The following is a 12,397-nucleotide window of genomic DNA, read 5'->3' as shown; positions in this document are numbered from 1 at the left end:
CAGGTCCTCCACAAACAACACCACCATAATAAAAAATAGAGGGCAAGAAAGCCCTCTCCCTTTGGGAGTTTTAAACTAACACAATTATAACTCTTTTGACCACGTCAGTCAATATCGCGATATTGGGATCTAGTCTGCCAGTGAGATATCCTCTCTCAGGGTCATAAGGCCAGCACCTATCGTTATCACTGCCGCAATTGATAGATTCACTAAAGAAGGGACAACCGCCTGGGACAGGCCGAAATCAAGCATTGAAATTCCCTGGAGGAGAACCAGAAGGGATGTTGTCGGCAGGTTTCTACTGAAAGATTCAAGCCAGTCAGGAAACATCGAATGGGGAATTAGAATTCCGCTCAGAACCAGTAACGTCGTGACTATTGATATGGAAGTCAGCTGTGCGCTCCTCGAAGAATTGAGAACAGTACCTATAAGCAAACCTATAGATGTGAACAAGAAGATATAAACCTCTATCACTGCTAAGTAGAGCAAAAAGTTGGATGCTATTTCCAACCCAAAGAACTTCCCGGCAACCATGAATATCAGGACCTGTGCCGTCGAAAATAACATAAAGCTTACTACTTTAGCTCCTATATACTTCAATGAGCCGACATTTGAAAGTCTCAGAATGTCTATTACACCGTTTCTTCTATCTTCAAAGACACCTGTTGAAGCGCCTACTGATGTCATAAACATTAGCGTTGTAACCAGCACTATTGGGAAGAGAAGAGAAGAGAAGCTGAGCTTCGATTCAGAAATCCCCTCTACTGTAAGCGAAGGAGCCACATAATTTGGATCGATATCTACTGTCTTCATGAATTCGGGGTCCGCTACAACGGGGAGGGCCTTGAATTCCCTCAAGACATTACTCAATACTTGATAGAGCGCAACTGTAGTCTGCATAGAGCCTGGATTTGGGATAAAAATCAGCTCAGATGGTTCCTGGAAGAGAAGTTTGTTCGCAAATCCCCTAGGTATTATGAAGACACCATCAAGGGTGTTTATTACTGAATCGATCTGCTCCCTGCCAGACAACTGGATGATATTCTCTCCCTTAAGCATTGAGCTGGCATACTGAATGAAGAATAGCCCTATGAAAGTCTTATCTTCATTAATAATGCCAATTCTCAGATCAGAATAACCTCCAGTGTCAGAAGTTATAGCGGATATTGACGCCAGTAGCACCGGCAGCAGAACCAGTACTAGAAGGAAGGTTCTTGATTTAAAAATTAGAAGAAGATCGTTTTGCACCAGTTTGAAAAACCTCAAGTGACGTCCCTCATTTCAATTAATTCTGACGCTCAATAAAAATCCCCGGCTTTTCTTTTCGCAACTATTATACTCTCTCAAAATAACACAAAACCTGTGAATCTTCTTTGCTGAAGTTATTAAGCAGATTTCGCGAAAAGATCGCAGGATTCATCTGCTTTGCGTCAAGTGGTAGAATCTCAATGAGAACTGATCTGCCCCTTTTTTCGTCAAAATCTGGAATGTTATCTTGGAGGTGCATACATGAAGAGGTTTACAGTATTCGTTTTACTAATTATCGGGTCTTTGACGCTTGCCAGCGTTTATTCTGTGGCAGATAGACTCCCCGCCAAGTCTCACAGTATTCTCGTCGTTGAGAATCTCAAAGAGAACTACAGCGTGACAAAGCAAACCGTTCTCATGGATATGGTTCTCAACCAGCTTGCTATAGAGCAGCTAATAGCTCAGTACGTCGAAATGCTAGCTTACAACAACGGTCTCGATCCCAAGGATATATACAAGGCTTTTGACAGGGATTTTGGGTTGGCTGTATGGGCCGACTCAGAGGGTTATGATCGTCTGGTAGCTGTCTTCGGCCCTATTGACAATCCAAAAACACTGAAGTCTGCCATTGAAAAGATTCTTCCACAGCTGCTGCCCTCAGATTTTGATTTGAATATTGCTGTTGATCAAGAGTACCTCTATATAGGTGATCTTGAGTCCTATTCGCTTGCTGAGAAGGGATTCGAGCTCGCTTTGGTCGTAGCAGACCTCTCTCCCGGCTTTGGTTATTTCTATTCTGCAACGGGAGATAGTGTTCAGAAAGGTTCTATATGGAATGACGAAGAAGTCATAATAGCAGAGGTTCTTTCTATACCACAATCGGAAGAAAGCAGGGAGAAGTTCTCGGAGATTCTTAGCGGAGCCTCAGTCTCGGAGCTTGAAGTTGGCCGCCATCTTCCTCTTGCTTCTGGATCTGTAAAAATTAATAGCTTCTCATTTCTTTCTGATCTAGATGTTGAGCAAATGGGATTGATACCTTTGGATTTGGAGACGGTAAAAATAGGTAATCTAAGCATTAGTGAGTTGTCCGAAGATATGAACGGGGAAATTATGATCGATGCCAACATTTCGGTAGATGATATCTTTGCAGGTCTAATGGGTGCGGGTGGAACGACAACTGAAAGTACAGACTCAGTAGGCTACACCTACGTTGTGAGAGCCTCCTACAATGGCACATTAGATAAAGTCAAGTCCATGATAGAGGAGGCGGAACCGAACCTAAGAGTGTCTGTTTCCAACGACGGCCTATTAGTGGAAGGTCAGTATATATGGATCCAAAATGGATGGCTTTTCGTTTCATCAAAGAGTCAGACTGAAACTGATGAAGCGCTTAATAATGGAGTAATAATCTCCGAATTAGCTACGTACAAAATGCTTCTGGATTTCACAGGAGTCGAGGGATTCGCCAGGTTGTTTGTCGATTCCGGATACATCTTGACAGGTCTCATGGGTCTCGAAATTGAGAGCGGAGTTCTCCTTAACAGCCAGTATCTTGAAGAGACGGGTGGAGTAAGAACCCTTATAGTGATTATGTAAAAAAAGTGCCCCTGCACCTAGCGGAGTGGCGGGGGCAAGAACATCTCGATGACATAATTATACCTATTTTGAGTTAGTTAGTCAAGTGTATACTCATAGGAGATTTATCTTGCGTATAGACAAATACTTGAAAGTAAATGGGATAATCAAACGAAGAGTAGTGGCAAAAAGAGCGATTGAAAAGGGTTATGTATCAAGAAACAATACTCCGGCAAAGCCAGGTTCGGAAGTGAAACCCAACGACATCGTCTCTATAAGGTTTTCAAACAGAACACTCATTGTGAAGGTTACGGAGGATTTCCGGTCGGAGGTTGTTCAGGAGATTAGAGGATAACCTCCCCCGACTTTATTTCGAGGACCGTTCCGTTCTCTTGTTCGATCAGCAATGATGAAGGAGTTATCCTCTTAATTATACCAGTGACTCTGTCATCTTCGCGCAGGGATACAGTTATTTCATCATTCTCTCGAAAAGCGAGGTATTTCTTCCAGCGTCTGGTGAGGTATCTGCTTTTTCCTCTTATCAGGTAGGTCTTTCTGAGGAATTCCATTCTCTTAAGAAGCCTATCTAGAAGTGATTCAAGCGAAATATGATTACCCTTCACGGCACTCAAACTGAGGGCGGTTTGCTTGATTTCGTCAGGCAATTCATTGTTTACGTTGATACCTACACCTACCACTATGGCACTAAGCGACCTGCCTGTAAAAACTGCCTCAGTAAGAATCCCGGCAACTTTTCTGCTGTTTATCAGAACATCGTTTGGCCACTTAATCCTCACAGATTTGAAGTCAAGCTGCAGAAGAGTTTCAACAATTGCGACGGAAGCAAGTTTAGTATATTCATTTGGTTCTCTAATCAGTGTTGGTTTGAAGACTATTGAGATCCACAGCCCGCCTCTGCTGGAGTGCCAAACTCGTTTGTGCCTCCCATAACCCTTCGTCTGCGACAAAGACCAGACTACTGTACCGGAAGGAAGTCTGTCCAGGTTGTCAACAGCGAATCGATTCGTGGAGTCTATCTCAGAGAAAGAAATAACATTTTCTCCTGCCATCATATTAGGATCCTACCTCTCCAGACGGTTCAGAAATGTCAGGGAGCATCAAATCTCTTCGGCGCCCTCAAAGGCATTCCTTTCGTCGGGGAAGGCACCTGACTTAACCTCTTCATTGAAATTTGAGAGGGCCTCAATGATCTCCGATTTGAGGTCTGCAAATCTCTTGACGTATCTAGGCCTCGACTCATCGTTTATTCCCAAAAGGTCATGCCATCTCAAAAACTGTCCGTCACAGTATCGCCCTGAACCAAGACCTATGGTAGGAACAGAAGAATCCTCCGTTAGCCTCTTCGCCACATCCTCTACCACCATTTCGAGAAGTATTGCAAAGACTCCGGCTTCTTCAAGATCGTTTACGGACTCGATCAATCTTTTTATACTCTTTTCGTCTCGTCCCTGAACGTGGTACTCCCCAACCAAACTGGCGTGCTGAGGAGTTATGCCAATGTGCCCCATTATGGGGAATCCTCTGTCTACAAGATACTTTATTAGATCGGCTGTTTCGAACCCTCCCTCGATCTTTACTGCGTTGGCTCCATGCCTAAGAAAAGTCATGACGTTCTCAACGGCTTTTTCTGTAGAACACTGATAGGAGCCGAAGGGCATATCTGCAACAATGAATCCCTTCTTTGAACCTCGGCGAACGGATTTGAGAGACCAGATCATCTCGTCCATCGTAACTGATAGGGTATCCCTCTTCCCCATAACAAGAGTTCCAAGAGAATCTCCAACCAATATTATGTCTACCCCCGCCTCTTCGGCGAATTTCGCTTCAAAGTAACTGTATGCGGAAACCATGGAAAGCTTCCTTTGATCCTTTGATTCAAGAATCTCTCTCACATTCATAATAACCTCACTTCTCCTTCAGATTCGTCCGTGTCTCCGGGTTCATTTTCTTCCTCTTTTGACTATCTTTGATTATGGAGACCTCTCCGGTTCGATTATACATTTTTGTCGGCCTTCAAGACAAAGCCTGGTCAAAGACGACATTTCTTCTGGGATAGCCTGATGCAGGCTGTAATGCGTAAGGTGATTAAGAAGTTATATAATCATATTGAACTGAGAGGAGTGTATATGAAGCGCAGAGTTGAGTTCTTGCTTCCGGGAATCATGGTTTCTCTTATGATATTTGGCCTGATCGTGCTGTATAGTGCCACTTTTGGTGATAGAGAAGAGTACCTGTTCGGCAGGCAACTAGTTTGGGTCCTGCTTTCGTGCGCGGTTTTCGTTTTTACTGCTTACGTCGTCAAGAGAGGTTTTTGGAAGAGCATTTCCTTTCTGTTACTGTTTCTATCTGTTGTGACATTGGGCGCGGTTCTTTACTTGGGTCCGGTTGAAGGTTCTCGAAGATGGATAGATCTTGGCGTTGCCAGCTTTCAGCCATCTGAGCTCGCGAAATTCTCCCTGATAATATTCCTTGGATATATATATTCCAGCGAAGTCAAGCGCAAGTATGGCCTTTTCTTCCTGGGCGTACTGATTACTGGCGCCTTCGTTGGTCTGATTTATCTGGAACCCGACCTGGGAACGACAATTATCGTGATGATCATCTGGTATTTCATGACTCTAGTCAGCAAGAAATACGATAAGCTAATGATTGCAATTACTGCGCTAATCGCTTTATTGGCGCCGGTAGTCTTCATGTTCGGTCTAAAACCTTACCAGCGAGACAGACTCCTGAGTTTCCTTCACCCCGAGGAATATGCCTCCGGCGCAGCTTACAATACGATACAGGCAATCAGGGCAATTGGATCCGGCGGTCTGGAGGGCACCGGAATGCTTCAAGGAACTATGAACAGGCTCGGATACGTTCCAGCAGATCACACCGACTTCATCTTCTCGGTTCTGGGAGAAGAGTGGGGCTTCATAGGAGCCGTTTCGTTGCTTACAATGTATTTGCTTCTGCTATGGAGGATTTGGTCGATCACAAGAAAAACAGGGAGCGAGTTTGGTAGAATAGTTCTTAGCGGAATATTCGCTGTTTTTGCCTTTCATGTGGTTGAGAATGTCGGAATGAATCTGGGACTCCTGCCAGTTACTGGAATCCCGTTACCTTTCGTTAGTTACGGCGGATCATCGTCGATGATATTTGCTCTTCAGTTAGGAATAGTCCATAGTTACTCAGTAAAAGAAGTTGAATATGACAAAGAACGTGGAGAGTAGTAGATTGTGAGGGGGTATGAATGAGACTCATAGAATCAGTGCCAAATTTTAGTGAAGGAAGAAGATTAGACATTGTTGAGCAGATTGTTGAGGAAGCCAGGAAAGTGGAGAACGTTTGGGTTCTTGACTATTCAAGCGATCCAGATCACAATCGTTCTGTAATTACGATAACTGGAGAACCTGAAGCAGTGGAGACTACGTTGTTTAAGATGACCCAGAAGGCGGAGGAATTGATCGATTTGAGAAACCACTCCGGTGAACATCCAAGAATGGGTGCAACGGATGTCATTCCACTCGTCCCAGTTATGAATACGACGAAAGAAGAATGTATCACACTTTCAAACAGACTTGGTAAGAGAATTGGGGAGGAACTCAAGATTCCCGTCTACCTGTACGAGGATTCAGCAACTGCACCTGAAAGGGTAAGTCTTTCAAACATCAGAAAAGGAGAGTTTGAGAATTTCGCTTCGAAGATTGAAAGTGAGCAGTGGAAACCTGACTTCGGCCCTTCAGAGATTCATCCGTCTGCGGGAGTGGTCGCTATAGGTTGCAGAGAGTATTTGATTGCTTTCAACGTGAATTTGGGGACTGATAAGATCGAGATTGCAGACAGAATATCAAGATCTATAAGGCACATAAGTGGAGGATTTCGCTACGTGAAAGCTCTTGGATTCAGGTTGGAGGACAGAGACATCGTTCAGATTTCGATGAACATGACGAACTACAGAAAGACGCCTCTTTTCAGGGTATTTGAAGTAATAAAATCGGAAGCAGAGAGATACGGTGTTCCGATTGTTGGCTCGGAAATCGTTGGTCTTACTCCCCTACAAGCGCTTGTCGAAGTTGCCGAGCACTACTTAAGACTGGAAAAGTTCTCAGGTTCCACGATTCTTGAGAAAAGGGTGCTAGACTTCATCTCAGACCGGGATAAATGAAAGTGACTGCCGAGCTCGCTATTCTGAATATTCGACAGGTCGCGTCTCCTCCAAAGGACGGTCCTCTCCGGGGCAAAGAGATGTCTTCTCTCGAGATAAAGCGCGATGTGAACATCGCAATTGAGGGAGGGAAGATATCGTACGTTGGCCAGGATTACGTAGAGGCCGATCAATACATAGATGGCAATCAACTCGTTGTCATTCCAGGGTTCGTTGACTGTCACACACACATCCCGTTCGTTGGAAGCAGAAGCAGCGAGTTCATAATGCGACTCTCAGGGAAGGGCTATATGGATATCATGAATGCCGGCGGGGGTATTTTATCTACTGTCAAAGAGGTAAGAAAGGCTTCGGCCACGAGTATCCTTGCCAACTCCTTGAGTTTTCTGGATTCCATGCTCTCTCTCGGTGTTACGACTGTTGAAGGGAAGAGCGGATACGGTCTGGATAAAGAAAATGAGCTCAAACAGTTGAAGGTCTTGAGAGCGTTAGATTCGATTCATCCGGTCGATGTTGTTCCAACTTTCTTGGGAGCACATGCAGTGACTGATGAGTATGGCTCACCAGAGGAATTCCTGGATTTGATGGTAGGATTATTCGATGATCTGGTGGAACTAACAGACACAATCGATATCTTCTGTGAGAAAGGGGTCTTCGATGAAGATCAGTCCAGACGGTACCTGATGAAGGCACAAGAGAAGGGCTTCAAAGTGAAGCTCCATGCTGACGAACTTTCGTCATCAGGTGGAGGGAGACTGGCAGTTGAACTGGGAGCTGTTTCGGCAGATCATCTGATTTCAGCTGACGATGAGACTCTAGTACTTCTGGCAGAAAGCGAGACAGTAGCTACTCTGCTTCCGGGGACTTCATTTTTTCTCAATGAGCCTTTTGCAAAAGGTAGAAAACTCATCGATCTCGGTGCGACAGTAGCGATAGCATCGGATTTTAACCCGGGTTCCTGCAATATATTCGATCCGTTTTTCATTATCTTCCTTGCGGTATCTCGTTGCGGTCTTTCTGTTGAAGAGGCTATAAATGCATATACGGCTAACAGTGCAAGGGCTTTATGCCTTGATAATAAGAAGGGCAGGCTTGAGGTCGGATACGATGCAGATATGGTGCTAATAAGAGCAGAAGATTATAGTGAGATAGTTTACAATTTTTCCAGGGATCTTGTAGAAGGAGTAATTAAGAACGGGAACAGGGTAAGATGAATATAAAGGTTGTCGTTACGGGAAAGCCAAAGTCTCATTTCATCCTTGAAGGAATCGAGCAGTACAGAAAATGGCTTACGAGTTTTGCAAGAGTAGATCTTGAGTGCTTCCCACTGGGCGGCAAAGTCATTAGGGAAAAGGAGAAGGTAAAAGAGAAAGAGGGAAAGAGGTATTTGAAAATCGCCGGCCCTTACGACACAATTCTCCTTCTCGATAATCGGGGAGATCAGTACTCATCAGAAGAGTTTGCACGAATGCTTGAAAAATGGCAAAATATAGGAGTAAGTAGTCTGTCTTTCTTCGTCGGAGGGCCGTTAGGTTTCAGCGAAGAGGTTCTTTCGAGAGGCTGGCAGAAGTTGTCTTTGTCAAGGATGACATTTACTCATGAAATGGCTGTTCTCGTACTGCTGGAGCAGCTCTTCAGGGGATTCACAATTCTGGACAACAGACCGTATCATTATTGATCTGGAGGTGCAAATTAGAAGTGGAAGACCCTACTAGTAGCGGGGATCCTGTTTCGCTCTTATTGAATTTTGTACTACTTGGCTTTCTTCTTTACCTTTCGGGTGTCTTCTCTGGAACAGAAACTGCTCTCATGACAATGGGCAAATTGAAACTACGCGATCTTATGGAAAGCAAAGAAAAGCGCTTCAGCAGGTCGGTGAAATACTTCGTCGACAACCCGAATTCAGTTCTTACGGCGATACTTGTGATGAACAATGTTGTAAATATCCTTTCTTCATCACTCGCGACTTTACTTGCACTTCGACTTCTTCCCAATAATTCGGCCGGAATTGCGGCGGCTCTTGTTACAGGGGTCATGACTTTTCTCATTCTGGTATTTGGAGAGATAACTCCGAAGATCTTTGCGCGTGAGAATTCAGAGAGATTATTTAGAAGAATGATAACGGTAATCACTGTAATCACTGTGGTTCTGAAACCTCTTTTATGGCTTTTATTGCATATCTCGAATTTTTTCATAGTGGTTGTTGGGGGCAAGAAGGTCGATTTCGCACCATTTATTACTGAGGATGAAATAAGATCTGCTGTAGATGCCGGTCATGAAGAAGGAGTACTCCAGTCGGAAGAGAGAATGATAATGAAGAGAACTCTGGAATTGAAAGACATCTCAGTAAAAGAGATAATGACTCCGAGAGTAGAGATCGAGGCACTGGAGGAAGAGCAGCCGCTCATAGATTTGATGGAACTAGTAGAATCGGAAGGTTATTCGCGATATCCGATTTACAGAGAGAATATCGACAGAATAGTTGGCGTATGCTACGCAAAAGACCTGCTGAATTTCATTCTGGAGAGAAAGGACAATAACGTTCTTCAGTCTATCCATGTTGAAGAGATTATGAGATCTCCATATTTCGTGCCCGAAACAAAAAAGGTCGATGACTTGCTGAGAGAATTCCGAGAGAAGAAAAATCATCTCGCGGTTGTCATTGATGAGTATGGTGGAACGGCAGGAATAATAACCATGGAAGATGTTATCGAGGAACTCACGGGAGAGATCCTCGATGAGTACGATGAGGAGTCGGAAGAGATGATGATAGAGAGACTAGGAGAAAACGAGTATATTGTTGATGGAATGACTCCGATTAACGATATAGAGAGAGAACTGGAACAACCATTTCCCAATACTGAGTTTGAGACGATAGGTGGGTATCTGCTTGAAGTTCTTGAGAGATTTCCTGAAGTGGGGGAGAAAATAATCGTAAATGGTTTCACTTTTGAAATCCTGGCGGCTGGAAAGAATAAGGTGGAGAAGATCAGGCTCAATGTAGATAGGAGGGACGTTGATGAAAGACACTTCAGAGGAGAAAGCACTAATACAGAAGGCTATTGAGGCAAAGGATAGATCATATTCGCCATACTCGAGGTTTCCGGTTGGAGCGGCGCTACTGACGGTGGAGGGAGAGATTTTCGTTGGGACCAATGTGGAGAACGGTTCATACGGACTCTCCATGTGCGCCGAAAGAGCGGCAATAGTATCTGCTGTTTCAACAGGCTACAGGAAATTCAGAAGTATTGCAGTAGTAAGCGACCGGAAAGAGCCAACCTCCCCATGCGGCGCATGTAGACAGTTTATGGTTGAATTCGGCGACTTCGAAGTAATTCTCGTTGGAAATGAAAGAATTATCAGAACAAGCACCTATGAGTTGCTGCCTCTTCATTTCGAGATGGAGAAGTAAGATGGAGCTTTCGATTGGGAAGGAAGAAATCTTCTCTGGCAGAGTCTTGAAACTCGAAAAGCACACTGTGAGCTTGCAGGACGGAAGCACGGCATCGCGGGAAGTTGTAAGGCATCCGGGGGCAGTGGCAATTGTTGCGGTTTCGGGGAGCAAATTGCTACTTGTCAAGCAGTTTCGTTTCCCGGTGCAGAAGACTATGCTCGAAATTCCTGCAGGAAAACTTGATGCAGGTGAGAGTCCTGAAGAATGTGCCCGAAGAGAGTTGCTGGAGGAGACGGGATACATTCCGAAAGATCTGCGTAAACTGGCAACGATTGAGACTTCGCCGGGTTTTTCCGATGAGATTATTCACATCTATTCTTCGGAAGTTGAAAGATTTCGGGATCCATGTCCCGATGTGGGTGAATTTGTGGAACCGGTTCTGATTGACACCAAAGAGGCTGTCGAAATGATAATCGACGGGCAGATAACTGACAGCAAAACGATCTCAGGTATTCTGCTTGCTTTTCTTGGAAAGGAAAGTGATTATAATGATTAGAGTGAGATTCGCTCCCAGCCCTACTGGATTTCTCCATGTCGGCGGAGCAAGAACTGCGCTTTTCAACTATCTATACGCAAAGCACTATGGAGGGAAGCTCGTTCTGCGAGTTGAAGATACAGACATTTCCAGATCCACGAAGGAGTTCGAGGAACAACTGATGGAAGCACTCCTGTGGTTGGGCATTACATGGGACGAGGGACCAGACGTGGGTGGTTCTTTTGGACCGTACAGGCAAAGTGAAAGAGGAGATATTTACAGAGACATGGTAGGAGACCTCCTTGAAAGAGATCTTGCCTATAAGGTTTACGCTTATCCGGAGGAGATAGAAGGACTTCACGACAAGCTGCTTTCGGAAGGTAAAGCTCCGCACTACGATCGATCGATGCTGGAGTCCTTCAATTCAGCCAGTAGAGTATCGGAATTTGAATCAAGAGAGTTGAACCCTGTCGTCTTCTTTAGAATGCCACGTAAGGAGTACCGGCTTCCCGACAAGATAAAGGGAGAGGTCGTCTTCAAAGAGGGAGCCATTGGTGATTTCGTGATAATGCGTTCCAACGGGCAGCCGATCTATAACTTTGCCGTAGTTGCCGACGATATCTCGATGGAGATTTCTCATGTGATAAGAGGGGATGACCATCTTTCAAACACACTGAGGCAGCTGGCTCTGTATGAAGCCTTTGGCGCTCCAATACCGTCGTTCGCCCATGTCTCCATGATCCTCGGACCTGATGGAAAGAAGCTCAGCAAGAGACATGGTGACACATCGGTCGAGCAGTTCAGAGAAAAAGGATTTCTTCCTGAAGCGTTCTTCAATTTCCTCTCTTTATTGGGTTGGTCACATCCGGAAGGGAAGGAGATTTTGCGGCATGAGGAGATAGTTGATAGCTTCACTATTGAAAGAGTCAATACAAGCGCAGCGATCTTTGACGATGCCAAGGTAAGGTGGATGAATGGGGTTTATATTCGCGAGACCGATCTTGACAGAATAACGGATCTGACAATCCCTTTCATTGTGGAATCGAAGCTTATGACTTCTGAAGAGGTTGTTGCCAACAGGAAGTGGTTAAGAAGAGCCATTGACTCTGTTCGAAAGGGAGTTGAGACACTTTCTGAAGTTCCAGAGAAAATGAAACTGTATTTCGATGACCCTGATTTGACTCCATTCAGCCCATCCAATGATAGCGAGAAGGGAGTTTACAGGGCTCTTGAAGCCTTCAAAGACAGAATAGAATATCTAGATTCCTGGAATAACGATGAAATAATTGGGACCATAAGAGCCATCATTAAAGATATGAAACCTGACAGAAAGGGTTTCTACATGACGTTAAGGTATATCCTCACATCTGCCGAAGAAGGGCCAGAACTAGTAGATGTAATATTCCTTCTCGGAAGAAATAAGACGCTTAACCGGCTTCAGAGGGCACTGAGGATGGCATAAGAGAAGAGGCCC

13 protein-coding genes and 1 pseudogene are annotated in these 12,397 nt (G+C 44.6%); 10 read left to right on the top strand and 4 right to left on the bottom strand.

All coding sequences use genetic code 11. The annotated features are described in order from the left end of the window. Positions 1–66, bottom strand: a pseudogene (locus tag ENN47_06450) (ribosome maturation factor RimP). A gap of 63 nt (positions 67–129) precedes the next feature. Continuing rightward, positions 130–1,266: an ABC transporter permease gene (locus ENN47_06445; GenBank protein ID HDP77811.1), complete on the bottom strand. Its 1,137-nt coding sequence runs from the start codon at positions 1,264–1,266 to the stop codon at positions 130–132. Positions 1,267–1,509: 243 nt separating this feature from the next. Here ENN47_06445 and ENN47_06440 point away from each other — a divergent pair, with 243 nt between their 5' ends. Both ENN47_06440 and ENN47_06435 read left to right on the top strand, forming a co-directional pair. After that, positions 1,510–2,844, top strand: coding sequence for a hypothetical protein (locus ENN47_06440; GenBank protein ID HDP77810.1), 1,335 nt, complete (start codon positions 1,510–1,512; stop codon positions 2,842–2,844). A gap of 109 nt (positions 2,845–2,953) precedes the next feature. Beyond that, positions 2,954–3,178 carry an RNA-binding S4 domain-containing protein gene (locus ENN47_06435; GenBank protein ID HDP77809.1) on the top strand — a complete coding sequence of 75 codons (225 nt, stop codon included), beginning with the start codon at positions 2,954–2,956 and terminating at the stop codon, positions 3,176–3,178. Here ENN47_06435 and ENN47_06430 read toward each other — a convergent pair. Beyond that, complete coding sequence (locus ENN47_06430) at positions 3,168–3,896, bottom strand: biotin--[acetyl-CoA-carboxylase] ligase (protein ID HDP77808.1); 729 nt, start codon at positions 3,894–3,896, stop codon at positions 3,168–3,170. The two genes, ENN47_06435 and ENN47_06430, sit on opposite strands and share 11 nt — an antisense overlap. A 45-nt stretch (positions 3,897–3,941) precedes the next feature. Then, positions 3,942–4,742 (bottom strand): 3-methyl-2-oxobutanoate hydroxymethyltransferase, encoded by an 801-nt coding sequence (gene panB / locus ENN47_06425; GenBank protein ID HDP77807.1) that lies wholly within the window; start codon positions 4,740–4,742, stop codon positions 3,942–3,944. A gap of 228 nt (positions 4,743–4,970) precedes the next feature. Between panB and ENN47_06420 the strand changes: the two genes are divergently transcribed. Genes ENN47_06420 through ENN47_06385 form a run of 8 tightly spaced genes read left to right on the top strand, consistent with a single transcriptional unit; the run spans position 4,971 to position 12,385 of the window. Then, entirely contained in the window at positions 4,971–6,059 is a 1,089-nt protein-coding gene (locus tag ENN47_06420) for a rod shape-determining protein RodA (GenBank protein ID HDP77806.1), read from the top strand. A 20-nt stretch (positions 6,060–6,079) separates the two neighbouring features. Beyond that, on the top strand, positions 6,080–6,994 hold the full coding sequence (ftcD, locus tag ENN47_06415; protein HDP77805.1) for a glutamate formimidoyltransferase: 915 nt from the start codon (positions 6,080–6,082) through the stop codon (positions 6,992–6,994). Beyond that, entirely contained in the window at positions 6,991–8,208 is a 1,218-nt protein-coding gene (locus ENN47_06410) for an imidazolonepropionase (GenBank protein ID HDP77804.1), read from the top strand. The genes ftcD and ENN47_06410 overlap by 4 nt, the downstream gene beginning before the upstream one ends. Then, on the top strand, positions 8,205–8,672 hold the full coding sequence (locus tag ENN47_06405; protein HDP77803.1) for a 23S rRNA (pseudouridine(1915)-N(3))-methyltransferase RlmH: 468 nt from the start codon (positions 8,205–8,207) through the stop codon (positions 8,670–8,672). Before ENN47_06410 ends, ENN47_06405 begins: the two co-directional genes overlap by 4 nt. A gap of 20 nt (positions 8,673–8,692) precedes the next feature. Next, positions 8,693–10,060: an HlyC/CorC family transporter gene (locus ENN47_06400; GenBank protein HDP77802.1), complete on the top strand. Its 1,368-nt coding sequence runs from the start codon at positions 8,693–8,695 to the stop codon at positions 10,058–10,060. Further along, entirely contained in the window at positions 10,014–10,406 is a 393-nt protein-coding gene (locus tag ENN47_06395) for a cytidine deaminase (GenBank protein HDP77801.1), read from the top strand. Before ENN47_06400 ends, ENN47_06395 begins: the two co-directional genes overlap by 47 nt. Before the next feature lies 1 nt (position 10,407). Further along, positions 10,408–10,944: an NUDIX hydrolase gene (locus ENN47_06390; GenBank protein HDP77800.1), complete on the top strand. Its 537-nt coding sequence runs from the start codon at positions 10,408–10,410 to the stop codon at positions 10,942–10,944. After that, positions 10,937–12,385 (top strand): glutamate--tRNA ligase, encoded by a 1,449-nt coding sequence (locus ENN47_06385; protein ID HDP77799.1) that lies wholly within the window; start codon positions 10,937–10,939, stop codon positions 12,383–12,385. Before ENN47_06390 ends, ENN47_06385 begins: the two co-directional genes overlap by 8 nt. The last annotated feature ends 12 nt before the right edge of the window (positions 12,386–12,397 follow it).

It is taken from the genome of Mesotoga infera (assembly GCA_011045915.1).
In the GTDB taxonomy this organism is placed as follows: domain Bacteria; phylum Thermotogota; class Thermotogae; order Petrotogales; family Kosmotogaceae; genus Mesotoga; species Mesotoga infera_D.
This window is presented reverse-complemented; position numbering and strand designations above follow the sequence as displayed.

Excerpts from the sequence above, each read along its gene's own strand:
- ENN47_06440 (HDP77810.1), top strand. The coding sequence starts at position 1,510 with ATGAAGAGGTTTACAGTATTCGTTTTACTAATTATCGGGTCTTTGACG.
- ENN47_06430 (HDP77808.1), bottom strand. The coding sequence starts at position 3,896 with ATGATGGCAGGAGAAAATGTTATTTCTTTCTCTGAGATAGACTCCACG.
- panB (HDP77807.1), bottom strand. The coding sequence starts at position 4,742 with ATGAATGTGAGAGAGATTCTTGAATCAAAGGATCAAAGGAAGCTTTCC.
- ENN47_06420 (HDP77806.1), top strand. The coding sequence starts at position 4,971 with ATGAAGCGCAGAGTTGAGTTCTTGCTTCCGGGAATCATGGTTTCTCTT.
- ftcD (HDP77805.1), top strand. The coding sequence starts at position 6,080 with ATGAGACTCATAGAATCAGTGCCAAATTTTAGTGAAGGAAGAAGATTA.
- ENN47_06410 (HDP77804.1), top strand. The coding sequence starts at position 6,991 with ATGAAAGTGACTGCCGAGCTCGCTATTCTGAATATTCGACAGGTCGCG.
- ENN47_06405 (HDP77803.1), top strand. The coding sequence starts at position 8,205 with ATGAATATAAAGGTTGTCGTTACGGGAAAGCCAAAGTCTCATTTCATC.
- ENN47_06395 (HDP77801.1), top strand. The coding sequence starts at position 10,014 with ATGAAAGACACTTCAGAGGAGAAAGCACTAATACAGAAGGCTATTGAG.
- ENN47_06390 (HDP77800.1), top strand. The coding sequence starts at position 10,408 with ATGGAGCTTTCGATTGGGAAGGAAGAAATCTTCTCTGGCAGAGTCTTG.
- ENN47_06385 (HDP77799.1), top strand. The coding sequence starts at position 10,937 with ATGATTAGAGTGAGATTCGCTCCCAGCCCTACTGGATTTCTCCATGTC.